The sequence below is a fragment of the Acidovorax sp. genome (genome assembly GCF_046314175.1).
GTDB lineage: Bacteria > Pseudomonadota > Gammaproteobacteria > Burkholderiales > Burkholderiaceae_C > Acidovorax.
Genome location: NZ_JBKBXG010000028.1, coordinates 35,301 through 57,261 on the forward strand (window position 1 = coordinate 35,301; position 21,961 = coordinate 57,261).

At 63.6% G+C, this 21,961-nt stretch carries 25 protein-coding genes; 11 read left to right on the forward strand and 14 right to left on the reverse strand.

Annotation, left to right across the window (positions count from 1 at the left end; genetic code table 11):
* Positions 1-12: 12 nt before the first annotated feature.
* Positions 13-1,131, forward strand: coding sequence for a class I SAM-dependent methyltransferase (locus ACK4OE_RS10170; RefSeq protein ID WP_409884698.1), 1,119 nt, complete (start codon positions 13-15; stop codon positions 1,129-1,131).
* Between the two features lie 10 nt (positions 1,132-1,141).
* On the forward strand, positions 1,142-1,336 hold the full coding sequence (locus ACK4OE_RS10175; protein ID WP_409884699.1) for a DUF2905 domain-containing protein: 195 nt from the start codon (positions 1,142-1,144) through the stop codon (positions 1,334-1,336).
* 26 nt (positions 1,337-1,362) lie between these two features.
* On the opposite strand, the gene otsA is transcribed toward ACK4OE_RS10175, so the two are convergent.
* The 3 genes from otsA to otsB are packed head-to-tail and all read right to left on the reverse strand — an operon-like array spanning position 1,363 to position 5,345.
* Positions 1,363-2,742, reverse strand: coding sequence for an alpha,alpha-trehalose-phosphate synthase (UDP-forming) (otsA, locus tag ACK4OE_RS10180; RefSeq protein ID WP_409884700.1), 1,380 nt, complete (start codon positions 2,740-2,742; stop codon positions 1,363-1,365).
* A gap of 48 nt (positions 2,743-2,790) precedes the next feature.
* The gene (locus ACK4OE_RS10185) at positions 2,791-4,596 is read right to left on the reverse strand and encodes a glycoside hydrolase family 15 protein (protein WP_409884701.1); all 1,806 of its coding nucleotides are present in this window, start codon (positions 4,594-4,596) and stop codon (positions 2,791-2,793) included.
* Complete coding sequence (otsB, locus tag ACK4OE_RS10190) at positions 4,593-5,345, reverse strand: trehalose-phosphatase (protein WP_409884702.1); 753 nt, start codon at positions 5,343-5,345, stop codon at positions 4,593-4,595. The genes ACK4OE_RS10185 and otsB overlap by 4 nt, the downstream gene beginning before the upstream one ends.
* A 243-nt stretch (positions 5,346-5,588) precedes the next feature.
* Here otsB and trxC point away from each other — a divergent pair, with 243 nt between their 5' ends.
* Positions 5,589-6,026 (forward strand): thioredoxin TrxC, encoded by a 438-nt coding sequence (gene trxC, locus ACK4OE_RS10195; protein ID WP_409884703.1) that lies wholly within the window; start codon positions 5,589-5,591, stop codon positions 6,024-6,026.
* Between the two features lie 24 nt (positions 6,027-6,050).
* Here the strand turns inward: trxC and ACK4OE_RS10200 are convergent, their stop codons facing one another.
* From ACK4OE_RS10200 to ACK4OE_RS10215, 4 genes are read right to left on the reverse strand one after another with little or no spacing between them, the layout of a single operon-like run.
* Positions 6,051-6,527 (reverse strand): DoxX family protein, encoded by a 477-nt coding sequence (locus ACK4OE_RS10200; RefSeq protein WP_409884704.1) that lies wholly within the window; start codon positions 6,525-6,527, stop codon positions 6,051-6,053.
* A complete protein-coding gene (locus ACK4OE_RS10205; RefSeq protein ID WP_409884705.1) occupies positions 6,524-7,312 on the reverse strand; it encodes a DNA-binding domain-containing protein in 789 nt (262 codons plus the stop codon). The genes ACK4OE_RS10200 and ACK4OE_RS10205 overlap by 4 nt, the downstream gene beginning before the upstream one ends.
* A complete protein-coding gene (locus ACK4OE_RS10210; protein WP_409884706.1) occupies positions 7,303-8,154 on the reverse strand; it encodes a DUF692 domain-containing protein in 852 nt (283 codons plus the stop codon). Before ACK4OE_RS10210 ends, ACK4OE_RS10205 begins: the two co-directional genes overlap by 10 nt.
* Before the next feature lie 43 nt (positions 8,155-8,197).
* On the reverse strand, positions 8,198-8,485 hold the full coding sequence (locus tag ACK4OE_RS10215; RefSeq protein WP_409884707.1) for a DUF2282 domain-containing protein: 288 nt from the start codon (positions 8,483-8,485) through the stop codon (positions 8,198-8,200).
* A 204-nt stretch (positions 8,486-8,689) separates the two neighbouring features.
* Between ACK4OE_RS10215 and ACK4OE_RS10220 the strand changes: the two genes are divergently transcribed.
* From ACK4OE_RS10220 to ACK4OE_RS10230, 3 genes are all read left to right on the forward strand, one after another.
* Positions 8,690-9,316, forward strand: a complete 627-nt coding sequence (locus ACK4OE_RS10220) for a sigma-70 family RNA polymerase sigma factor (protein ID WP_409884708.1) — start codon at positions 8,690-8,692, stop codon at positions 9,314-9,316.
* 1 nt (position 9,317) lies between these two features.
* On the forward strand, positions 9,318-9,959 hold the full coding sequence (locus ACK4OE_RS10225) for an NrsF family protein (RefSeq protein WP_409884709.1): 642 nt from the start codon (positions 9,318-9,320) through the stop codon (positions 9,957-9,959).
* A 245-nt stretch (positions 9,960-10,204) separates the two neighbouring features.
* Positions 10,205-11,032: a MipA/OmpV family protein gene (locus ACK4OE_RS10230; RefSeq protein ID WP_409884710.1), complete on the forward strand. Its 828-nt coding sequence runs from the start codon at positions 10,205-10,207 to the stop codon at positions 11,030-11,032.
* Between the two features lie 64 nt (positions 11,033-11,096).
* On the opposite strand, the gene ACK4OE_RS10235 is transcribed toward ACK4OE_RS10230, so the two are convergent.
* On the reverse strand, positions 11,097-12,347 hold the full coding sequence (locus ACK4OE_RS10235; RefSeq protein WP_409884711.1) for a multifunctional CCA addition/repair protein: 1,251 nt from the start codon (positions 12,345-12,347) through the stop codon (positions 11,097-11,099).
* Positions 12,348-12,510: 163 nt separating this feature from the next.
* On the opposite strand from ACK4OE_RS10235, the gene ACK4OE_RS10240 reads away from it, so the two are divergent.
* From ACK4OE_RS10240 to ACK4OE_RS10250, 3 genes are all read left to right on the forward strand, one after another.
* Positions 12,511-12,966: a hypothetical protein gene (locus ACK4OE_RS10240; RefSeq protein WP_409884712.1), complete on the forward strand. Its 456-nt coding sequence runs from the start codon at positions 12,511-12,513 to the stop codon at positions 12,964-12,966.
* A gap of 106 nt (positions 12,967-13,072) precedes the next feature.
* The gene (locus tag ACK4OE_RS10245; RefSeq protein ID WP_409884713.1) at positions 13,073-13,459 is read left to right on the forward strand and encodes a hypothetical protein; all 387 of its coding nucleotides are present in this window, start codon (positions 13,073-13,075) and stop codon (positions 13,457-13,459) included.
* Positions 13,460-13,533: 74 nt separating this feature from the next.
* Complete coding sequence (locus ACK4OE_RS10250; RefSeq protein WP_409884714.1) at positions 13,534-15,405, forward strand: hypothetical protein; 1,872 nt, start codon at positions 13,534-13,536, stop codon at positions 15,403-15,405.
* An 8-nt stretch (positions 15,406-15,413) separates the two neighbouring features.
* Here the strand turns inward: ACK4OE_RS10250 and ACK4OE_RS10255 are convergent, their stop codons facing one another.
* The 3 genes from ACK4OE_RS10255 to ACK4OE_RS10265 form a co-directional block, all read right to left on the reverse strand.
* A complete protein-coding gene (locus tag ACK4OE_RS10255; protein WP_409884715.1) occupies positions 15,414-15,722 on the reverse strand; it encodes an NIPSNAP family protein in 309 nt (102 codons plus the stop codon).
* An 8-nt stretch (positions 15,723-15,730) separates the two neighbouring features.
* Positions 15,731-16,423: a glutathione S-transferase family protein gene (locus tag ACK4OE_RS10260; RefSeq protein ID WP_409884716.1), complete on the reverse strand. Its 693-nt coding sequence runs from the start codon at positions 16,421-16,423 to the stop codon at positions 15,731-15,733.
* Positions 16,424-16,686: 263 nt separating this feature from the next.
* Complete coding sequence (locus ACK4OE_RS10265) at positions 16,687-17,259, reverse strand: 5-formyltetrahydrofolate cyclo-ligase (protein ID WP_306556427.1); 573 nt, start codon at positions 17,257-17,259, stop codon at positions 16,687-16,689.
* Positions 17,260-17,273: 14 nt separating this feature from the next.
* Here ACK4OE_RS10265 and ACK4OE_RS10270 point away from each other — a divergent pair, with 14 nt between their 5' ends.
* Together ACK4OE_RS10270 and ACK4OE_RS10275 are read left to right on the forward strand one after the other, a co-directional pair.
* A complete protein-coding gene (locus ACK4OE_RS10270; RefSeq protein ID WP_409884717.1) occupies positions 17,274-19,256 on the forward strand; it encodes a transglycosylase SLT domain-containing protein in 1,983 nt (660 codons plus the stop codon).
* A gap of 93 nt (positions 19,257-19,349) precedes the next feature.
* Positions 19,350-19,946: a DUF4124 domain-containing protein gene (locus ACK4OE_RS10275; RefSeq protein ID WP_409884718.1), complete on the forward strand. Its 597-nt coding sequence runs from the start codon at positions 19,350-19,352 to the stop codon at positions 19,944-19,946.
* Positions 19,947-20,129: 183 nt separating this feature from the next.
* On the opposite strand, the gene ACK4OE_RS10280 is transcribed toward ACK4OE_RS10275, so the two are convergent.
* From ACK4OE_RS10280 to ACK4OE_RS10290, 3 genes are all read right to left on the reverse strand, one after another.
* The gene (locus ACK4OE_RS10280) at positions 20,130-20,564 is read right to left on the reverse strand and encodes a hypothetical protein (protein WP_409884719.1); all 435 of its coding nucleotides are present in this window, start codon (positions 20,562-20,564) and stop codon (positions 20,130-20,132) included.
* A gap of 187 nt (positions 20,565-20,751) precedes the next feature.
* Positions 20,752-21,684, reverse strand: a complete 933-nt coding sequence (locus tag ACK4OE_RS10285) for an MBL fold metallo-hydrolase (protein WP_409884720.1) — start codon at positions 21,682-21,684, stop codon at positions 20,752-20,754.
* Positions 21,685-21,809: 125 nt separating this feature from the next.
* On the reverse strand, positions 21,810-21,961 hold a 152-nt coding region (locus tag ACK4OE_RS10290), incomplete at its 5' end, for an RbsD/FucU domain-containing protein (protein WP_409884721.1).

Consider the following 21,961-nt stretch of genomic DNA (forward strand, 5'->3'; position numbering starts at 1 on the left):
GGGTGGGAGACAATGCGGGCCGTGACCCAAAGACCCGACAGTTTAACGACCGCCCTGCACCAGCACATCACCCAGGCCATTGCCGCCGAGGGCGGATGGCTGGGTTTTGACCGCTTCATGGCCCTGGTCCTGTACACGCCCGGCCTAGGCTACTACGCCAACGACTCCACCAAGTTCGGCGCCATGCCTGAGTCTGGCAGCGACTTCGTGACCGCGCCTGAGATGACGCCCCTGTTCGGCCAGACGCTGGCCGTGCAGGTCGGCGAGGCCCTGGCGCGCACCGGCACCGACGAGGTCTGGGAGTTTGGCGCGGGCTCTGGAGCGCTGGCGCTGCAGTTGCTCGATGCGCTGGGCGACCAGGTGCAGCGCTACACCATCGTCGACCTGTCGGGCAGCCTGCGCGCGCGCCAGCAGGCCAAGCTGGTGGCCCATGCGCACAAGCTGCGCTGGGTGGATGCCCTGCCCGATAAGTTCAGCGGCGTGGTGGTGGGCAACGAGGTGCTCGACGCCATGCCCGTGCAAATGCTCGCCCGCCATGGGGGCCATGAGCATGGGGTGTGGCATGAGCGCGGCGTGGTGGTGGCCGAGGACGGTAGCTTTGCCTGGGCCGACCGCCCCACCGATCTGCGCCCGCCCATTGACATCGAAGGCCCGCAGGACTACCTGACCGAAATCCACGCCCAGGGCGAAGGTTTTGTCCGTACCTTGGCCGACCGGCTCACGCGTGGCGCCGCCTTTTTGCTGGATTACGGTTTTGGCGAGGGCGAGTACTACCACCCCCAGCGCCACATGGGCACGGTGATGTGCCACCAGGGCCACCTGGCCGATGGTGACCCGCTGGTGGAAGTAGGGCTCAAAGACATTACCGCCCACGTCAACTTCACCGCCATGGCGCTGGCCGCGCAGGATGCGGGCCTGAATGTGCTGGGTTACACCACGCAGGCGCACTTTCTCATCAACTGCGGATTGCTACCAAAAATGGAGCTGCTGCCGCAGGCGGGACGGGCGATAGCGGCCAAATTGATCATGGAGCACGAGATGGGCGAGCTGTTCAAGGTGCTCGCTCTCGGGGCGGGGGAGGCGTGGGAGCCTGTGGGGTTTGTGCACGGCGACCGTTCCCACCGGTTGTGATGTTCCCACCATGATCCGCTGGTTCCTCGTCATCTTCCTGGCCCTGATGTTCATCAGCTGGCTGTCACCCGTTCTGCGGCGCATGGGGTTCGGACGGTTGCCGGGCGACCTGCGGTTTCGGTGGCTGGGGCGGGACTGGGATGTGCCGCTCGCGTCCACGCTGCTGCTGAGCTTTGTGGTCAGCCTGCTGGTGAAATGGCTCTGAGCCGCTGGGTTGGCTGAGCCGCCGTTTTATTCGCCAGCCGCTTGCAGCGCGCTCAGGAACGTGTTGCGCCACCAGTGCACATCGTGCTGGCGGATGCGGGCCATCAGTTTTTGGTGGCGGGCCTGCCGCTCTACCAGTGGCATCTGCAGTGCTTGTTGAATGCTGTCCGCCATGCCCTGGGTGTCGTAGGGGTTGACCAGCAATGCTTCTTTCAGCTGCTCGGCAGCCCCTGCAAAGCGCGACAGCACCAGCACACCGGGGTCGTCCGGGTCTTGCGCCACTACGTATTCCTTGGCGACCAGGTTCATGCCGTCACGCAGTGGCGTGACCAGGCCCACTGCGGCAGCGCGGCACAGGCCCGGCACGCGCTTGCGCGCCACCATGCGGTGGATGTAGCGCACGGGCATCCAGTCCAGCTCGCCATAGTCGCCGTTGATGGCGCCGCACAGCCCTTCCAGCTCCTGGCGCAGGTCGCCATAGGCGTTCACGTCATCGCGGGTGGGCGAGGCGATCATGATCAGCGTGGCGCTGTCCCGGTTCTCCGGGTAGCGGTCCAGCAGCTCGCGAAAGGCCCGCACCCGTTGCGGGATGCCCTTGGAGTAGTCGAGCCGGTCAATGCCCAGCAGCAGCCTGCGCCGTGAATACTCGGCGCGCATGTTCTCGTAGGTTTCCACCGCGTCGGCGGCGTGGGTGAGCCGGGTGAACTCGTCCACGTCAATGCCGATGGGAAACGACTGCACCACCACCGTGGCCCCGAACGCGCGCACGCGCCGCTCGTCCAGTTCTTCGGCGCTGCCCTCATTGCGCACATAGCGCTTGAAGTGCGATACGTCCGCTTCGCTCTGCAGGCCCACCAGGTCGTAGGCAAACAGGGACCGCATCAGCCACTCATGCTGCGGGATGGCGGCCATGATGAGCGGCGGTGGCATGGGGATGTGCAAGAAGAAACCAATGCGCTGCTTGCAGCCCATGGCGCGCAGCTCGGCCGCCAGCGGGATCAGGTGGTAGTCGTGCACCCAGATGATGTCGTCGTCACGCAGCAGCGGCAGCAGCTTGCGGGCAAACATCTGGTTGACCCGGCGGTAGCCCGCAATGTAGCCCGCGTTGAAGTCGGCCAGGTCCAGCCGGTAATGGAACACCGGCCACAGCACGCTGTTGCTGTAGCCCTGGTAGTAGGTGTCGTGGTCTTCACGGCACAGGTCCACCGTCGCCAGGGTCACAGCACCGGCGTTGCGCGCGTGCAGGTCGCCTTCGCCCGGCGTGCCGTCCTCCACCACGGTGCCACTCCAGCCAAACCACAGGCCTCCGGTCTGGTTCAGGGCTTCACCCAGGGCCACCGCGAGTCCGCCTGCGGCTGGTTTGCGGGGGTCTGCGACGCGGTTGGAGATAACGACTAATCTGCTCATCCAGGAATCATCCTTGTAACAGGGTGTGGCGAGCTGTCAGACACCGCCTCAAATCACTGTGTCCCACGGGGCTGAAAGGCGCACGGCAGCGTTGATTACACCGACCATTGAATAGGTCTGCGGGAAGTTGCCCCACATCTCGCGGGTTTCGGGGTGCGTGTCTTCCGACAGCAGGCCGAGCGGGTTGCGGGCGGCCAGCATGGTTTCAAAAATGGCGCGTGCCTCGGCCTTGCGGCCGATGCGGGCCAGCGCATCAATGCGCCAGAACGTGCAGATGTTGAATGCGGTTTCGGGTTTTCCGAAATCGTCTGCGGCCTCGTAGCGGCGCATGTAGGGGCCATCGCACAGGCTCTTTTCCATGGCCTCTACCGTGCTGACAAAGCGCGGGTCGCGTGGGTCGATCAGGCCCACCTCTGCCATCAGCAACACGCTGGCATCCAGCTCGTGGCCGCCAAAACTCTCGGCAAACGCCTGGCGTGATTCGCACCACGACTTTTCCAGAATCTCGGCGCGCATGCGGTCGGCATGGTCGCTCCAGTAGGTGGCGCGGTCGGGCAGTTGCAGGGCACTGGCAATCTTGGCCAGGCGGTCGCAGGCGGCCCAGCTCATCAGCGCTGACGAGGTGTGCACCCGGGCGCGCGTGCGCAGCTCCCACATCCCTGCGTCGGGCTGGCCGTACACCCGCACGGCCTGCTCCCCCACCTGCTCCAGCCGGGTGAACTCGGCCAGGCCCGCGCAGTGCAGCAGGCGGTGGTCATGGAACGCCTGTGCGGCCCCCAGTACGATGTTGCCGTACACGTCGTGCTGAAAATGCTCGGCCGCCTGGTTGCCCACGCGCACGGGGCCCATGCCGCGGTAGCCAGCGAGCTGCGGCATCATGATTTCGGGCAGTTCGCGCTCCAGGCCAATGCCATACAGCGGCTGGATGTGGCCATCGCCTGCATCCATTACCACGTTGCTCAGCCAGCGCAGGTAGTCCTCCATGGTGCCCACTTCAGAGATGCTGTTGAGCGCCCGCACCACAAAGAACGCGTCACGCAGCCAGCAGTAGCGGTAGTCCCAGTTGCGGCCGCTGTGGGCGGACTCAGGGATGCTGGTGGTCATGGCGGCCACGATGGCACCGGTGTCTTCGTACAGCGACAGCTTGAGCGTGATGGCTGCGCGGATGACGGCCTCTTGCCATTCCAGCGGCACGGCCAGCGCACGGCTCCAGCCACGCCAGTAGGTGGTGGTTTCCTGCTCGAACAGTCGCGCCGTGTCGGCAATGCCGTCGTGCAGGGTCTCGTCGGCGCCCAGCAGAAAGTTGTGCTCGCCGGTCAGTACAAAGGACTGACCCGACAGCACATGCGACACCGGTGCATCGGTGGACAGGCGGAGCGTCATGTGCTCGCCCACATAGCGGATGTGGTTGCTGCCCCGCGTGATGCGTGGCTCGCTCTGACCCCAGTCGTAGCGCACCTTGAGCGCCACACGGATGCGCGGAGCACCTTGAATAGGTCGCACCCGGCGTACGAGCGTCATGGGACGAAAAAAGCGTGACCGGCTGTAAAAGCGCGGCGCAAAGTCGGTGATCTCCACCCCATGCCCGGTCTTGTCGAACAGCTGCGTGCGCAAAATGGCCGTGTTGGGCTCGTACCACTGGTGGGCTGACGCGAGGTCTTCGATTTCGATGGCGAAGTGGCTACCTTCGTCGCCCGGTTGCAGCAGGGCGTTGAACACCGGGTCGCCATCAAAACGGGGCAAGCAGCACCACACCATGCGGGCGTGGTTGTCGATGAGTGCGCTGATGGCGCAGTTGCCGATTGCGCCCAGGTTCAGGGAGCCCGTCTGGGGCTCAAAGGCGGCAGTGTTCATGGTTGGCGTTCCTGGTGGGGGTGGTTCCAGTGGGTGCGTGCGGCCGACAACCAGCCGCGCAGCGCAGCAGGGGTCATGCAGCGGTGTTGCGCCATGGTCGGGCCCTCGCCCACCTTGATGCCCCACCCGCCCAGCGCCTGCACCGCGGCAAAGCCTGCCTCGTCAGTGACATCGTCACCCACAAACACCGGGATGCGCCCCGCAAACGGTGCCTGGGTCATGAAGTCGGTGATGGCCTGGCCCTTGTTGGTGCCACGCGGCTTGACTTCAAACACGCATTTGCCGGGCAGCAGCTCCACGCCGTCCACGCCTTGCATCGCGCACACCAGTGCCTGGCGGCACAGGTCTTCCAGATGGGGTGCCATGCGGTAGTGCAACGCGACGCTGGAACGCTTGGGCTCCATCAGCAGGCCGGGGTGAAGTGTCACCAGCTCTTGAACGGCACGCAGAACCGGTTCCAGGTCTGGCTGTGCAATCGACGGGTAGGACGTGTCCGTGAGTCGGTATTGGGCGCCGTGTTCGCTGGCCAGTGGCAACCGGAGGGGCGCCAGAAAGATATCAATGTCCGCCTCGCGCCGTCCCGTCACGATGGCGAGTGCACCTCCCAGTTGGGTGTGCAGTGCACTCAGCGTGGGCACCAGTCCAGACGCGACACGCACCGCCTCGGGGCGCGGCGCCATCTCTGTGAGAGTGCCATCGAAATCGAGGAAAAGCGCGTGGGCAGTTGTCAGTAAGGGGAGCAGCTGCATAGGTAAAACCATAGCAGATTGCGCAAGGCGGGATTCAGTGGAAGGGTGTTTCAAGTCTGGTATTCGCGCGGGTTTTTGTATTTTTTTGTTCGGAGAAGAAGTGTCCGATAGACGCCGGCCGCGTTAAAGCTGGATGGTTTGGAACCACTGCGAATGCACCTTGAAACACTCGGTTTTGGCCGCATAGTGAGAGAAGAACCTTACCGCGTGCCGAGCGCACCACCACCCACTTTCTCCGGACCCATGACCGAAGCTCCCCACATCGTTTGCCCGCATTGCCACACCACCAATCGCGTGCAGCTTGCGGACCTGGGCAATGCGCCTGACTGCGGCAAGTGCCACCAACCTCTTTTTGCAGGCGCGCCGCTGGAGCTGGATGGCAACTCCTTCGACCGCCATGTGGGTCGCAGTCAGATTCCGGTGCTGGTGGACTTCTGGGCGCCTTGGTGCGGGCCTTGCCTGCAGATGGCGCCTGCGTTTGCGCAAGCCGCCCGCGAACTGGAGCCGCATGTGCGCGTGGCCAAGCTCAATACCGAGGCCCAGCAGGCCATTGCGGCGCGTTATGCCATCCGCAGCATTCCCACCATGATTCTTTTTCGGCAGGGCGGCGAGGTGGTTCGCATCTCGGGCGCCCTGGGTGCGGCAGACATCGTGCGCTGGGTGCGTACTGCGGCGGGCTGAGGCAAGCGCCGAGGCGCGCTTCTTTCAGCGGATACCCAGTACCCGGTCCAGCGACACGTTGCCTGCGCCGCGCCCCGCCAGGTACAGCATCAGCCCCGCCCACGACAGGTGCGTGGGCCACGCATCGGGGTAGACAAATAGCTGGATCACCAGCGTCATGCCCAGCAGTGCCAGGGCGGACAGGCGCGTGAACAGGCCCAGCACCAGCAGGATGGGGAACACATGCTCCGCCACCGTTGCCATCTGCGCGGCCAGCTCGGGGGGCAGCAGGGGCAGCTTGTACTCCTCCCGGAACAGGGCATAGGCGCTGTCGGATACGGTGAACCAGCCATCCACTTTGGTGCGGGCTGACAGCCAGAAGATGCCGGCAATGGCGACACGGTTGACCAGGGCCAGCAGCGAATGCGGGGTACACATTGCCGTGATATCGGCCACGCTTGCCAGCACCGCGCGCGGACCTTTTGCGTGGGTGAGGGTGGTTGGGTGCGGGGCGGGGTTCATGCGGCCTCCTCAGCCTGGGTGATTTTTGTGAATGGGGTCAGGGCGCCCATCTGGAGCAGTTGCCCCAGCAGCGCTGCGAAGTCGGTGGTGGGTGCGTTTGTCAGCGTTTCGGTAGCGGCGTCTTCCAGGCATGCGCCACGGGAACAGGCGTCCAGAAACATAGCACCCGCCTGCGTCAGCGGGCACCACACCACAGCGCCTTGCGGTCGCGTCAGCAGGCCGCCGTCGCCTTGCCAAGGCATGCCTTCATGGCTTTCCAGGCCCTCGCGCTGCGCGGCCCAAAGTGCATACGCCGGGTGCTCTGCACACCATGCCCAGCGCGCTGAGGGGTGGGGCTTCAGGTGCAGGGTGGCCAGCGCATCAGCCGGTTGCGCGGCCAGCCAGTCTGCGGTCGCGGCATGCGCGTCCGCGGCCAGGTGGCATTCCGTCCAGTACCGGTCCAGCTGCGCTACGGCGGGCAGATAGGGTAGTTCAGCAGCAGGACCAAAGGCCTGCAAAAAATCGGCAAAACCGGCGCCGTAGTCCATCAACCGTCCGTCGGTGGGTGGGTGAGCGCGGGCGTAGACGGCAGCCACGCCGCGAAACCATTCGTCGCCCACCAGCTGGCACACCGATGGGTAATTGGCCTGCAGTGCGTCCATGCAGGCCTTGAGCACGGTGTTGCGATACACGGCAAACCCGGGCTGGGCTTGCAGCGATGTGAGCCACGCAGGGCTCAGTTCAGCTGTCGTGCAGTCGCCCAAAAGGGACGCCGAAAATCCATCCTGAAAGGTGTTCAGCTGCACATGGCCTCCTCGTGCGTGGCAGAAGCCAGCACCCGGTGTGCCTGGTCTCGCTCGGCCAGTAGTTCGTTGAGGCTGGGCAGCTTGTCATCGCGCTCGATCAGTGTGGGAATTGGCCCCGTGCGTGCAATCACACGCTCGTAAAGCGCCCACACCGCAGGGGCAACGGTGGCGTCATGGCTGTCGATGAGCAGGGCGTTGCCGTGCACCGGGTCTGCGTGGTGGCCCGCCATGTGGATCTCGGCCACCGCGTGCAACGGAAACGCATCCAGGTACGCCTGGGCGCTGAAGCCCATATTGTTCGCGCTGATGTAGACGTTGTTAATGTCCAGCAGCAGGCTGCAGCCGGTGCGTTGCACCAGCTCGGCCAGAAAATCGGTTTCGGCCCAGTCGTGGCCGTCGATGTGCAGGTAGTGCGTGGGGTTCTCGATGGCGATGGGGCGCTGCAACGCATCCTGCGTGCGCGCGATGTTGTCGGCGATGCGCTGCAGGGCCGCGTGCGTGCGTGGAAACGGCAGCAGGTCGGGCAGGTACTGCCCTCGCCAGGTGGACCAAGCCAGATGTTCGGAGACGAGCACCGGCTCGATGCGTCGCGCCAGCGCTGCCAGGCGGGCCAGATGGGCTTCATCCGGCGGGGCGTCGGCGGCCAGTGACAGGGACACGCCGTGCAAGGCAACCGGGTGCTGGCCCCGAATGGCTTCCAGCCAGGCCAGGCGGGGGCCGCCGTCGGCCAGATAGTTTTCGGGGTGCACCTCCCACCACAGGCCGGGGGCGGTGCAGTGCAACGCCTCGTCGTAGTGTTGGGGCTTGAGGCCCAGGCCTGCAGTGAGAGGGAGCGGCGTCATGGCGCTAGGCGGGCATGGATAAACGTAGTCGACTCTCAGCCTCTCAGGCCTTGACAGGCGTCAGCGACCCCGTGCCCTTGGGCGTCTTGATCGACACACAGGTGCCTGCGGGCACAAACTTCCAGGCATTGCCCTGGTAGTCCACCTTGGAAGAGCCCGCGCAGGTGGTGCCTGGGCCGGCGGCGCAGTCGTTCTTGCCAGCCATCGAGACACCGTAGCACTTCTCCATGGCAGGCTTGGCGGCTTCGGCGGGCTTGGTTAGAGCGATGGCTGCGCTGGATGCGAGGGCGGCAAGAGCGAGGGCACCGATGCTGAGGGTACGAGTGGTCATGGCGAAGTTCTCCAAAAAAGTGATGAGGGTTGAAACCGACCGGGAGCCTGCGCTGTGGCTGCTCCAAACTACCCGATCTGCGTTGTAATTCGCGCAGCCCGCCGGGCTGGTTACACCGTATCGAAAAAAATTGTTGCGCCACATTTATTTCGCCAGCGATGTAACCCACAGGCACTTTGACCCGAATTCCCCCAGGGAGACGCCATGGAGATAGAAGAACGGCTGCGCGGTTTGCTGCTGCAGGGCCTGAACGCCGACGCAGCCGCTTACCAGCGCTTTCTAAAAGAGCTGAGCGCGCATCTGCGTGCCTTCTTGCGCCGCCGCCTTGCGCAGCGGCCCGATGAAGTGGAGGACCTGGTGCAGGAAACCCTGCTGGCGGTGCACAACCAGCGCCACACCTACCGGCCCGAAATGCCGGTAACGGCCTGGGCGCATGCGATTGCGCGCTACAAGCTCATCGACTGGCTGCGCTCGCATGCGGTGAAAGAAGGGCGCAACGACCCGCTGGACGAAGCGGACGAATTGTTCGCCAGCAGCGACAGCGAGGCCGCCGAGGCCCGGCGCGACCTGGGGCAGTTGCTGCGCACCTTGCCCGACAAGCAGCGTCTGCCGATTGAGTACATGAAGCTGGAGGGTTTGTCGGTGGTCGAGACGGCGCGTCTTACGGGGCTGTCGGAGTCGGCCGTCAAAGTCGGCGTGCACCGGGGCCTCAAGGCCCTGGCCGCCAAGATCAGAGATATGACTTACGCAAAAAATGGTTCAAGCAAATCACCTGGTCAAGTAGACGGGTCGCTGTTGCACCCTGATTTGCGCAAGTCCCACAAGGAATGACATGAAAACCGATGAATTGATCCACCTGCTGGCTGCAGATGACCGGCCCGTGCAGACCACGGCGATTGAGCAGCGTTTTGCCGTCGCCACCGCTGCAGGCATTGCAGGTGCCGGGGTGCTGATGCTGGCAATGTTCGGCCTGCGCCCCGACCTGCTGGCGACCATGGCAGTGCCCATGTTCTGGGGCAAGCTGGTGTTTGCCGCCGCGTTGGCCGCTGGCGGGTTGGCGCTACTGCGCCGCATGGCCCGCCCGGGCATGGCGGTGGGGCAAGCAGCGCTGTGGCTGGCCGTGCCGCCAGTAGTGCTGTGGGCCATGGCGCTGATCGCCCTGTCGCAGGTGTCTGCCGCAGAGCGCATGCCTCTCATCCTGGGCAGCACGTGGCGCACCTGCCCGTTCAATATCGCGGCGCTGTCGGTGCCAGCGTTTGTTGCGGGTTTCTGGGCGCTCAAGGGCGCTGCGCCCACACGGCTGGCCTGGGCGGGCGCGGGTGCCGGTTTGCTGGCCGGTGCGCTGGGCGCGTTGGTGTACGCCCTGCATTGCCCCGAGATGGCCTCACCGTTTTTGGCGGTCTGGTATGTGGCGGGCATGGCCATTCCGACGGCGCTGGGGGCGGTGCTAGGGCCGCGTCTGCTGCGCTGGTGAAGGGCGCAGGCGCGGTGTCCGTCAGGCGTGGGCGCGTTTTCTTTCTGTGTGTGCGAAAGACCCATCCCAGCGTCCAGCACAGCGACTCGTGAAGCGCCGGCGCCATGGTGTTGGTGTGTGCCTGTGCGGTAGGGGCGCCTGCTGCCCTGCGGCGCTTCCCCCTCGAACGGCCCCGGGTTTTGACTGGGTTGTATTAAAAATATACTATTCAGTCACTTTGCAACCACCATGTATAGGAGTTGATCATGCGCTCTGCCGTGCTCGCACATTCCCCTGCGGTCCGTATCGCCATCTTGCTGACCACCACCGCTCTCGGAGCCGGGCTGTCTTTCGGAGCGCGTGCCCAGGCGTTTGACGCCGTGCGTCTGTACGGCGCCGCAGCTGACCGCGATGGCGGAACGGTGGGGTTGGCGGTGGTGGCCGGCCACCGATACATGGGGTCGGACGAGCGCCGCACGCGTGCCTATCCGGCCATTGACTACCGCTGGGCCAATGGCTGGTTTGCCGGTACCACCAATGGTGTGGGCTACAACTTCTCGCGCCAGCCGGGTGTGCAGTACGGTGTGCGCCTGACGGCTGACTTCGGTCGCGATGAAAGCCGCTCGGAGGTTCTGCGTGGTCTGGGCGACGTCGATGTGCGTCCGGAGCTCGGTGCGTTTTACAACCTGCAGCCTACGGCCAACACGTTTTTGACCTCGTCGCTGCGCTATGGCGCAGGTCAGGGGCGCAACGGCCTGCTGCTGGATCTGGGTGCGGGACTTACGGCGCAAGTGGCCCCGGCTTGGCGCATGGGAGCGGGTGTGGCGGCCACCTGGGCCAATGCCGATTACACGCAGACGTATTTCGGCGTCGATGCTGCCCAGGCCGCCCGCAGTGGCCGCAGCATCTACACGGCCAGCGCAGGGGTGCGGGACGTGCGTGTGTCGGTGTCCGCCACCTATGCAATCACACCGCGCGCATCGGCGACCGCAGCGCTGTCCTACAGCCGCCTCCAGGGCGATGCCGCCAGCAGTCCCATCGTGCGCGACCGGGCAGGCGTGAACGGTGTCTTGGCGGTTGCCTATGCCTTTTGACGGACCGCTGGCACGCCTGAGCTGCTAAAGCCGGTTCAATGCACCAGGCGCCCTCGTGCGCAGGTCATGCCGCAGCATCGCTACGGAGCCACTGCGCCACCGCTTCCACCCGCGCCTGGTGAATCAACGCACCCACCTGCGGGCCGCTCACACCCTTGGCGGCAGCCTGCGCTGCAATGTCCCTGGTGACCACCGCCTGCACGGCACCCAATACGGCCATCAGGCGGGGACGCTGCGGGTAGGCCGACTCTTCAAACCCCAGCCGCCCGCGCGCATCGCATTCACACGCCAGCAGGATGTCGGCAAAACGCTCGGGCTTGCGGATGGCGTCGCAGCGCTCCAGCAGGCGCACCAGGGCGGCGGCCGACAGCTCGGTGCTGCGGTGGATGTGGCCGTGTTCTCGCGCCACCACATCGGCGGTCTCGCGGCAGTCCACGGGCACACGCAAGCGCTCCGCCACATCTTTCAGCAAGTCGGCACTGCGCTCTTCGTGCCCGATGTGGCGCGGTAGCACATCGGCGGCCGTGGTGCCCTTGCCCAGGTCGTGCGCCAGGCAGGCAAACCGCACAGTGAGCGGCGCCTGCAGCCTGGCTGACATGTCCAGCACCATCATCAGATGAACGCCCGTGTCCACCTCGGGGTGGTACTCGGCCCGCTGGGGCACGCCCCACAGGCGCGCCACCTCGGGCAGCAGCACCTCCAGCGCGCCACACTCGCGCAGCACCTCGAACATGCGTGAAGGTTTTTCTTCCATCAACCCACGCGCCAACTCCTGCCACACGCGCTCTGCCACCAGGTGGTCCACCTCGCCATGCTCCACCATCTCGCGCATCAGTTGCATCGTCTCGGGGGCCACGGTGAAATCAGTGAACCGCGCCGCAAACCGCGCCACGCGCAGGATGCGCACCGGGTCTTCGCGGAACGCGTCCGTCACATGGCGCAGCACCTTGGCCTCGATGTCCCTGGCGCCAAAATATGGATCAAATATGCCTCCAGCGCTTGTCCCGTAAGCGCTGGTAGCTATTGCATTGATAGTAAGATCGCGGCGCGACAGGTCTTCTTCCAGCGTCACATCGGGCGAGCTTTCCACCACAAAGCCCCGGTAGCCCCGCCCGCTCTTGCGCTCGGTGCGCGCCAGCGCGTATTCCTCACGTGTCTCGGGGTGCAAAAACACCGGGAAGTCGCGGCCCACGGGCAGGTAGCCCAGCTCCAGCATCTGCTCGGGCGTGGCGCCCACCACCACCCAGTCGTGGTCATTCACCGGCCGGCCCAGCAGCTTGTCGCGGACAGCGCCGCCCACCATGTAGATTTGCATCGGGCTAGTTTAGAGTGGCTAACAAAACTCAGCGAAGCGGTTCTGGCTAGGCGCTGCGTCGCAGGCAGTACGGGCAGTACGGGCAGTACGACAAGACGCGGTAACGACGCCAGAAGAGTTTTGTTAGCTGCTCTTAGGGCGAGGACCGTATAGTCCCGGCACCATGTCCCTTGCCTCCGACCTCACCATTGCCCAGCTCAACCCCGACGGCAGCGTGCCCGTGCCCACGGCGCCCGACGCAGCGGCCAACGCCGCCGCCGAAGCCCTGCAGCGCGAGGCGCAGTTTGAGGCCCTGAAGGCCCAGGTGGACGACCTGCAGGAGATCCTGGCCAAGCCGCTCAATGAAATCCTGGCCGACCGCGACAAGTTCAAAGAGGCGATGGCCGCGTGGGATGCCTTTGGCGCCATGTGGATGCTGTCGCAGCGCGCCATGAAGCGCGTGGCGCTGGACCTGGCCGCGCAGCAGGGCGTGAGCGACGAAGAGGTGGTGGCCCGTGCGCTGGCCTATGCCAACCAGGTACTCAACGCGGAAGAGGAAGACCTGGGCGGCACCATCGCCCCCGCCCAACTGGCGCACATTGCGCGGCATAAGCCGTTTTTGCGCAAACAGTTTCGGTAGCCGTTCGCAGTTGCATGGCTTCCGCGTTCCTTGCGAAAAAGGCCGTGCTTTGCTGGATACAATTTGCAACACTGTTAACAAATGTCAAAAATCGACCTCTGCCACCGTGAAGCTTCCAGTTTTCCGAAATCCTGTCGCATTCGCCGCCGCATCAGTGGCGCTTCTTATCACAGCGGGGTGTAACCAGCCCGCAGCCGAAACTGCAAAGTCCAGTTCGCCTAAAGAGGCGGATATTCAACAACAGCAGCTTTGCGAAGTCAGCGAGTGGCAACGTGATGTGGTGGCTGCAGCTTGCAAACCGGGTCAGAAGGTCGTATTTCTGCCTCGTAACTGGGGCAATGCCCAATTGCCTGTGATCTTTGCTGCAGTGAACTGCGACGTGCGTTACGCGATTGCGCTCACTGAAGGCGCGGTCATGTGTGTGTATCGTCCGATTCAGTCAGAGGCTTCCACCCCTGCTAACGCGGCCAGTCAGCCAGCGTCCAGGCCTTGAGTGGAGTTGTTGTGAGGTTGCTTCGATCAGCGATTACCCGCTCCATCTTCATTTGCTTGGCAGTCTTGGGCTGCATGCCATCGGCATGGGCCGACTTTGAAAAAGGCGCTGCTGCGCACGAGAAACAGGACTACGCTGCAGCCGTGGCTGAATTTCAGGTGTCTGCCGAGCAAGGTGATGCTCGCTCGCAATATGCACTGGGCGTGATGTATCAAAACGGCCAGGGCGTTGCGCGGGATGCAAAGTCTGCGTTCGGTTGGTATCGCAAGGCTGCAGATCAAGGGCATTCGGGGGCGCAGTCAAGTTTGTCGCGGATGTACTTGTTAGGAAATGGTGTGACACTGGACCATGCCCAGGCAGCCGTTTGGGCGCGCAAGTCGGCAGAGCAGGGCGATGCAGTGGGGCAGAATACTTTGGCTGTGTTGTATGCCCAGGGGCAAGGTGTCGCCAAAGATGCGCGTGAAGCTGCCCAGTGGTACCGAAAGTCCGCTGACCAAGGTAATTCCAGGGCGCAAAACAATCTGGGTCTGGCTTACTCCAACGGGCAAGGTGTGCCCAAAGATGATCGCGAAGCGGCCATCTGGTTTCGCAAGGCTGCAGACGCTGGGCTGGATGATGCACAAGTGAACTTGGCGGGGATGTACCTCCAAGGTACAGGTGTTCCCCAAAGCCGGGCGCAAGCGATTGCTTGGTACCGCAAGGCAGCAGAGCAGGAGCACTATCGCGCGATGATGCTTTTGGCGGAAGTCCACGAACGTGAGAAGGAGTACGCAGAGGCGATGACTTGGTATCGCCGCGCTGCAGCGCACAACTATCCTCCCGCGCTGAATCGACTGGGCGAAATGCACGAGTACGGGCACGGTGTTCAGCAAGACTACAAAGCCGCAGTGGACTGGTACCGCAAAGCGACTGAACTGGGCGACATGGCGGCGCAGTTCAGTTTGGGGCGCATGTATCTGAATGGGAACGGCGTGGCCCAGAGTGATCAGGAGGCGGTCAGCCTTTATCGCAAGGGCGCTGTGCGTGGATATGCATGGGCGCAAAACATGCTGGGGGTCATGTATGCCGACGGTAGGGGTGTGAAGCAGGACATGCGCCAAGCCATCGACTGGTACCGCAAAGCAGCCGACCAGGGGCTATCGAATGCGCAGGACAATCTGGGAGACGCTTATTCCAATGGCACAGGCGTTGCACGCGATGACGCAGAGGCGGTCAAGTGGTACCGCAAAGCTGCTGAGCAGAACCATGCCGATGCTCAAAACAGTTTGGGCTTTATGTTTGTCCAAGGTCGTGGTGTGCCGCAGGATGCCGCCGAGGCTGTCCGTTGGTATCGCAAGGCTGCGGAGCAGGGCAATGCTTTGGCACAGTTCAATGTGGGCGTGAACTATGCGAACGGGAAAGGAGTTCCCCAGGACGTTGCTGAAGCCATACGCTGGTATCGCCTGGCCGCAGAACAAGGCAGTAGCAATGCCCAGAATAACTTGGGCGTGATGTATGAAGAGGGCAGCGGAGTAGCTGCCAATCCTGTAATCGCATATGCGCTGTTCAACTTGGCTGCTGCCCAGGGCAACGACAAGGCGCCGAACAATCGGGCGCGAGTGGCTGAGCAGCTATCGCCCAAGCAATTGGAGGAAGCACAGGCTTTGTCCAGTGGATGGCAGGTCAATACGCCATTGCCCACCAAAACCCTGACGTGGAAGCCAACCGCCATCAAGCCTGCAGCAAAGACCCCTGCTAAGACTGAGCCGCGCGCCGCTGCACCTGCAGAGCAACCGATTAGCACTTCGGATTGCAGGCCAAAGACAAGTTCTCTTTCGTGTCAGTCATCTTGCACCAACGGTAGCTGCGTAGTCGCCTATGCCAACGGTTGCCGTATGCGGGTGCAGGTCAGCCCCAAGTTCAATGCATTCAACAACCAGTGGGAGTACCCGTCGCCCTCGTGCTGAGGTTCCGTTCAGCCAAACACCGGCCTGAAAAAACTCCGCTCATAACTCACGATGCACCCCGTCTCCTCGGCATAGCGGAACGCTGCCTGGCACTCCGTGTCCTGCATCGACGCTTCGCGGTAGCGCTCGTAGGCCGCGAGGCTTTCAAACGTGAACAGCGCTAGCGCAATGTTGTTGGCGCCCTCGCTGGGCATGAAGTAGCCGTGGTGTTGGCCGCCGAATTTTTCGACCAGCGGTATCCACAGTTTTCCGTAGTGTTCAAACTCTTTGAGCTTGCTGGTGTTGAGCACGTAGCGCAGGTAGATGGTGACGGCCATGGTGGTGCTCAGCCTTCTGTGTGGCGCAGGCGGTAGGGCTCTTCGAAGTCCAGAAAGTCCTTTTCGGCCAGGGCCTCATCGATCCAGGCTTTCACGCCGGGCAATGCGCGCACGCGCTGAACGTAGTTGGCGATGTGGGGCGGCAAGGGCAGTGCGTAGGTGTGCAGGCGCATGCACACGGGGGCAAAGTAGGCGTCGGCGATGGTGAACTCGCCAAAGAGCATCGGCCCACCGTGCTCCTGCAGCAGCGCGCTCCACATGTCCACCAGGCGCTGCACGTCGGCGCGCACACCCGCCTGGTCGCGCCAGATCAGCGCACCGGCATCGGCCAGATTCGCCTCAATGTTCATGGGGCAGTTGCCGCGCAGGGCGCTGAAACCGCTGTGCATTTCGGCGCAGACGCTGCGTGCGCGTGCGCGGGCTTTGGCGTCTGCGGGCCAGAGGTTTTTGCCAAGGTGGGTTTCGGCCACATATTCGGCAATGGCCAGGGTGTCCCAAACCACCAGGTCGCCATCCACCAGCACGGGCACCTTGCCGGTGGGGCTCACGGGGGCCATCACACGCTTGAACTCCGAATCGGCATCAAAACTGTCGAAGCGCACCCGCACTTCCTCAAACACGATGCCCGCCTGCTTGAGCAGCACCCAGGGGCGCATGGACCAGGAGGAGTAGTTCTTGTTGCCGATGTAGAGCTTGAGCATGGGTGAAAAATGTGGCTGGAACGAAGCCCGGATGCTACCCCCGGCCCTGCCTTTCGCCAATGCTCATTGGCACGCTGTTTGATGCCGCGTGGGCATCAATACAGTACCCGCGCAGGCTGCGGGGCACCAGCAGGCACTGCCAGTGGCTACGCGCTTGGAAACAGGCGCGGCCCCAATACCAGTGCCACCGTGGAACTGGCTTTGCCAGGCCACTGGTGGCGTCCCCCTGCGGGGGAAGCGGCGCAGCCGCTCAGGGGGGCTTCCTATACAGGCCAGACCAAGCCGTTGTCGTTCAAGATGCCATCGAGCGGCAGGTCAAACTCTTCCGGCTCAAAGTCATCCAGATAGCCATGGGTGAAACCCAGCCCCACCGTAAAAGGCTTGGGCTGCAGCGTGGCCAGTGTGCGGTCATAAAAACCACCGCCGTAGCCCAGCCGATAGCCGCCGGGCGCGTAGCCCACGCAAGGCACAAACAGCAGCGTGGGCACAATGACTTCGGTGTCTTTCGGCTTGGGGATGCCGTAGGCGTCTTCTTCCATGAGGCAGCCGGGGTGCCAGGCGTGGAAGGTCAGCGTTTTGTGCACCTTGTTGACCACCGGCAGGCCGATGCGGCGGCGTTGGGGTTCGTCCAGCAGCTCGCCGTCTTCCTTCCAGCGGTGCAGGGCGGGCAGGGGGTCAAACTCGCCCTTGATGGGCCAATAGGCGCCGATCACGGTGTCCGGCCGGTTCACCAGCCAGATGCGCATCACCTGCTGTAACAGGTCGGATCGCTGTAGGCGATCAGGCAAGTTGAGGCGTTCTTCTATCAACGCGCGCCGAAGGGCTGCTTTGTCCATCAGATAATTCCCCCATGCAATTGTTTCGAATTCTGACACCGCTTGTCGCCAGCGCCTTGCTGGCTACCGCTGCGCCCCTTGTCCAGGCGCAAAACAAGGGTGACGATACCCTGCTGGAGATGCAGCAGGCGTTTCGCAAGGGCGATCGCAACAAGCTCGCGCAGCTTCTGCCCGCCGCACGCGGCCATGCGCTGGAGCCTTGGGCCGCCTACTGGGAGCTCAAAGCCCGCCTGGGCGAGGCCCAACCCGCAGAAATCCAGTCGTTCATGCAACGCTACGCTGGCAGCTACCAAGAAGACCGCATGCGCAACGACTGGCTGCTGCTGCTGGGCCAGCGCCGCAACTGGGCGCAATTTGCGGAGCAGCACCCCAGCTACCGCATGTCGGACGACCGCGAGGTGCGCTGCTACGCCTTGCTCATCGACCAGATCAAGGGCAAAGCGCCCGCCACCGTCGCCGACGACGTCCGCAGCAACTGGTATGCCATCCGCGATGCCGATGACGGCTGCACCCACGCGGCGGGTGAACTCTACGGTTACAAAAAGCTCACGGCGCTCGACATCTGGCGCAAGGCGCGCCTGGGCGTGGAGGCCAACCGGCCGCGCGTGGTGCGCAACGCGGTGGAGATCGTCTCGCCCGACTCGCTGCCGCAGCTCAAGGAAGTGCTGGACGCGCCCACCAAATTCCTTCTGTCACGAGCCACCGCACGCGGCAACGCCCGCCAGGAGCTGGTGTTGCTGGCCCTGATCAAACTGGCGGGCGGCGACCCGGACGGCGCTGCGCAGCAGCTCGACAGCAAATGGAGCGTGCACCTCACGCCCGAAGAGCGCAACTGGGCCTGGGGCGTGATCGGCAAGGCCGCGGCCCAAAAGCTGTCGGGCAACGCTGCAGGCTACTTTGCCAACGTGACCAAAGACAGCGACCTGAACGACGACCTGCTGGGCTGGAAGGTGCGCGCTGCATTGCGCGCAGGCCAGTGGAAGGCCGTGGGCAAAGCCGTGGACGCCATGAGCGCCGACGCCCGCCAGGACAGCACCTGGGCGTACTGGAAGGCCCGCTCGCTGCTGGCAGGCAAGCCCAGCGATACCGACCGCGCCGAAGCCCGCCAGTTGCTGGAAGCCATCGCCAGCACCCGCGGCTTTTACGAGATGCTGGCGCTGGAGGAGCTGGGCCAGCGCATCACCACGCCCCCGGCCCCTGCGCCGCTGACAGCCGAAGAAAAAGCTGCCGCCCGCGCCAACCCAGGCTTGAACCGCGCCCTGTACGCCATCCTGCTGGGCCTGCGCACCGAGGGCGTGCGCGAGTGGAACTACACCACCAACCTGCACCAAAGCGGCGGCATGCCCGACCGCGAACTGCTGGCCGCTGCCGACTTTGCGTGCCAGCGCGAGGTGTGGGACCGCTGCATCAACACCAGCGAGCGCACCAAGGGTTTCATCGAGACCAGCCAGCGCTTTCCCACTCCCTTCCGCAACGCGGTCGTGGAGCGCGCCCAAGGCATCGGCCTGGACCCCGCCTACGTCTATGGCCTTATCCGCCAGGAAAGCCGCTTCATCATGGACGCGCGCTCGCATGTGGGCGCATCGGGCCTGATGCAGGTGATGCCTGCCACCGCTCGCTGGACGGCCAAAAAGATCGGTCTGAACGGTTTCACTGCCGACCAGATCAACGACCGCGACACCAACATCACCATCGGCACGGCCTACCTCAAGCTGGCGCTGGACGACTTTGCGGGCTCCATGCCCATGGCCGCCGCCGCCTACAACGCAGGCCCCGGGCGCCCGCGCAACTGGCGCAACGGCCCGGTGCTGGACGCCGCCATCTGGGCCGAGAACGTGCCCTTTTCCGAAACGCGCGACTACGTGAAGAAGGTCCTCGCCAACACCACCAACTACGCCGCCATGCTCACGGGCCAGCCGCAGTCGCTCAAAAGCCGCCTGGGCACCATCGGCCCGCGCGATGTTGCCGCGCCGGAGGTGAACAAGGATCTGCCTTGATCGATAAGTGTGGTTTGCTATAAATAGAAGAGCTATCAGCGCTTATTGGGTAAGCGCTAGAGCCCGTTTTTATCTATAAATGGAAGGGAAGCCATGAGAAAGCTGGGTTGGGTGGCTCTGGCCACCGTGATGATGGTTTTTGGCACGGCGGCGCATGCGCAGCCGGTCTACAAATGGGTGGATGAGAACGGCAAGACCCATTACGGATCGCAGCCGCCCCCTGCCAAGCAAGACGCCGAGCCGATGAAGCTGCAGAGCAACAACGGCACCAGTGGTGGTGCAGGCAGTGCAGGCAGCAAGGGCAGCACGGCGGGCAAGTCCGCCGGTGCCACCGAGTACAACCCTGACGGCACCAAGAAGATTCCAAAAGACGTGGCGGAATTCGGCGAGGCCCTCAAGGACTCGCTGGGCAAGGTAGACAGCAAGCAGGCTCCGCTCAACTGCGCTACGGCCGTGGACAACATCAAATACCAGGCCGACCTGATGCTGGAAGTGGGCCAGAAAAACGTGCGCGACGGCTACATGACCCAAGCAGCTTTCGACAGCACGGCGCCCAAGATCCGCGAAGCCAAGGGCAAATACAGCGTCTCAGACTGCCAGGGCGCATCGGGCAACAAGAAGTCGTTTTATCAGTGCATGTCCAGCAGCAAGAACCACGTGACGGGGTGCGACAAGCAGTTCAAGCATTGATGGGGCGGTTGTGGGTTGCTGGGCAGGTGTGAAGACCCGCTGCCCGTTCCCGGCCAGAAGCAGTCGGTCACCGGCAAATGAATGGGGACGCTCAACGTCAAAGCTGCCCGGCACGCAGCAAGCACCGCGAAGCGGCTATCTGATGCGGCGTGTCCGTGCCGAGCATCCTGTTAAAAATCATATTCATTGCTTCATCTGCCAAACGCTGCCCGAGACCAGCCAATAGAGTGGGATCGCGAAGAACGACTGAAACCAGTAACTCATATTGCCGTCACCTCGGTATATGCAAGCCTTGATCTCGACACAGGTGCTATGCAAGGCAACTTGCACGAACATCAGAACGAACCCCAGAACCAAGGCTACACAGAAGGCGGCGCCCCAGATTGAGGTCGCACCTGATTTCGCCCGGCTCCTGCCGAACATACCGGCCAGGAACAATCCAAACAAAGGAATCGACCAAGCGACTACGGGCGAGAGATCCATTATTTTCAACGTGATGTATCCCGCAAAACGTGCGGGATAAACTGGACCGTGCGGGATGTTCTGGACATTGATTCCTCCTGAAAGTGGCTTCCAGCTCGAGCTTGCGGTCAGTGCTCTGTTCAAAAGCACAGGCATGAAATTTCCGCCAAACCCGGCAAGCATCAACTCAGCAAACTATAGCTTGCCAGTCGGCAGGCACTGGACACCTAGACAGCGCGGTTCGGATTGCAAGCCAGTGGGTAGTGAATCAACGGCAGCTTTGGGGTAGTTTCGTCCACCGGCTGCTCAGGGCCCTAAGCTGCCCCAGACGCCGCAATCCAAATCACACGTTGTGCAGCATCTCCCCCTGACGCAACGCTGCGCCAGACCGCAGTAGGTCATCCGCGAGGCTCTGCAGCCACGCGTCCTCATCCTGATCTCCAAAATGCGTTTCGCGCAGCATGCCGAAGTAGGGCGTGGCCTGGGCCCAGGCAGTGAGGTCGGCCATGCTGATCTGCTGCCACTCCAGCAGCTTGTATTTCAGCAGCACCTTGGCCGCATACAGCGCGTGTTTGGTCGGATTGCGCACGAAGCCGTCCAGACGGCGGCGTGCGCCGTCGATGGCGCGCGGGGCGTCGGCAAACACGGGGCCGTGGCCGGGGATGACGACCTGGGGCGACAGCTTCTCGATCACATCCAGCGTGGCCGCGACTTCGGCAAAAGCGTCATCGCCTTCCAGCTCGGGAAACACCACGCCAAAGCCGTTTTCCCACAGCGCATCGGCCGAGATCAGCACACGGCCCTGGGGCTCGAACAAAACCACCGAATGCGGATCGTGCCCCGGCGCGGCATGCACCTGCCAGGGCTTGTCGCCCAGCAGTACGCAGGAGTCGGGCATGAGCAGCGTATCGGCCCGAAAGGGTGGGCATTCCTGGCCCGTCGGGGTGTAGCTCAGCGCGTAGGCATCCCACTGGCGCACATGGTCGGCCTGGCCGGGTGGAATGGCCGTGAGCACGCCGGGCCAGGCCTTTTGTAGCGCGGCATTGCCGCCGCAGTGATCGCTGTGCAGATGGGTGTTGAGCACACGGTCCAGCGCGCGGCCAGCCAACGCGCCGTGCACCAGGGCCACAGTCTGATCGGCATGGCTGCAGTAGCCGGTGTCCACGATGGCCGTGTCGTGCTGGCCGATGAAGAGGATGTTGTTGGCCGAGAGCCAGCCGCGTTCGAGAACGGTGATTTCAGGGGGCAGGAGATCGTGGGGCGCTGTGGTGGGCATGGGGGCAGGAATTCGGGGCTTCGGTGGCGGGCTTTAACGCCGCGCCGTGGGCTGCTGCGCAGCGTACCGCAGGTCGCACCTGCCCGAAGTCCTCCAAAACCCGCAGCCTGGCCGCCCAGGCTGTGTCAGAACGTGACGCCCGCCACCAGGATCACGTTGGCATAGGGCGTGCACTCACCCGTGCGCACCATCACACGGGCTTGCTGGGTCAAGCGCTTGAACTCATCGTGCGATACGGCCTGGGGATCCACCGGCAAGTGGCACCAGGCGGGCAACT

Coding starts and splice junctions, on each gene's coding strand:
- ACK4OE_RS10170 (WP_409884698.1), top strand. CDS start 13: ATGCGGGCCGTGACCCAAAGACCCGACAGTTTAACGACCGCCCTGCAC.
- ACK4OE_RS10175 (WP_409884699.1), top strand. CDS start 1,142: ATGATCCGCTGGTTCCTCGTCATCTTCCTGGCCCTGATGTTCATCAGC.
- otsA (WP_409884700.1), bottom strand. CDS start 2,742: ATGAGCAGATTAGTCGTTATCTCCAACCGCGTCGCAGACCCCCGCAAA.
- ACK4OE_RS10185 (WP_409884701.1), bottom strand. CDS start 4,596: ATGAACACTGCCGCCTTTGAGCCCCAGACGGGCTCCCTGAACCTGGGC.
- otsB (WP_409884702.1), bottom strand. CDS start 5,345: ATGCAGCTGCTCCCCTTACTGACAACTGCCCACGCGCTTTTCCTCGAT.
- trxC (WP_409884703.1), top strand. CDS start 5,589: ATGACCGAAGCTCCCCACATCGTTTGCCCGCATTGCCACACCACCAAT.
- ACK4OE_RS10200 (WP_409884704.1), bottom strand. CDS start 6,527: ATGAACCCCGCCCCGCACCCAACCACCCTCACCCACGCAAAAGGTCCG.
- ACK4OE_RS10210 (WP_409884706.1), bottom strand. CDS start 8,154: ATGACGCCGCTCCCTCTCACTGCAGGCCTGGGCCTCAAGCCCCAACAC.
- ACK4OE_RS10215 (WP_409884707.1), bottom strand. CDS start 8,485: ATGACCACTCGTACCCTCAGCATCGGTGCCCTCGCTCTTGCCGCCCTC.
- ACK4OE_RS10220 (WP_409884708.1), top strand. CDS start 8,690: ATGGAGATAGAAGAACGGCTGCGCGGTTTGCTGCTGCAGGGCCTGAAC.
- ACK4OE_RS10225 (WP_409884709.1), top strand. CDS start 9,318: ATGAAAACCGATGAATTGATCCACCTGCTGGCTGCAGATGACCGGCCC.
- ACK4OE_RS10230 (WP_409884710.1), top strand. CDS start 10,205: ATGCGCTCTGCCGTGCTCGCACATTCCCCTGCGGTCCGTATCGCCATC.
- ACK4OE_RS10235 (WP_409884711.1), bottom strand. CDS start 12,347: ATGCAAATCTACATGGTGGGCGGCGCTGTCCGCGACAAGCTGCTGGGC.
- ACK4OE_RS10240 (WP_409884712.1), top strand. CDS start 12,511: ATGTCCCTTGCCTCCGACCTCACCATTGCCCAGCTCAACCCCGACGGC.
- ACK4OE_RS10250 (WP_409884714.1), top strand. CDS start 13,534: ATGCCATCGGCATGGGCCGACTTTGAAAAAGGCGCTGCTGCGCACGAG.
- ACK4OE_RS10255 (WP_409884715.1), bottom strand. CDS start 15,722: ATGGCCGTCACCATCTACCTGCGCTACGTGCTCAACACCAGCAAGCTC.
- ACK4OE_RS10260 (WP_409884716.1), bottom strand. CDS start 16,423: ATGCTCAAGCTCTACATCGGCAACAAGAACTACTCCTCCTGGTCCATG.
- ACK4OE_RS10265 (WP_306556427.1), bottom strand. CDS start 17,259: ATGGACAAAGCAGCCCTTCGGCGCGCGTTGATAGAAGAACGCCTCAAC.
- ACK4OE_RS10270 (WP_409884717.1), top strand. CDS start 17,274: ATGCAATTGTTTCGAATTCTGACACCGCTTGTCGCCAGCGCCTTGCTG.
- ACK4OE_RS10275 (WP_409884718.1), top strand. CDS start 19,350: ATGAGAAAGCTGGGTTGGGTGGCTCTGGCCACCGTGATGATGGTTTTT.
- ACK4OE_RS10280 (WP_409884719.1), bottom strand. CDS start 20,564: ATGCCTGTGCTTTTGAACAGAGCACTGACCGCAAGCTCGAGCTGGAAG.
- ACK4OE_RS10285 (WP_409884720.1), bottom strand. CDS start 21,684: ATGCCCACCACAGCGCCCCACGATCTCCTGCCCCCTGAAATCACCGTT.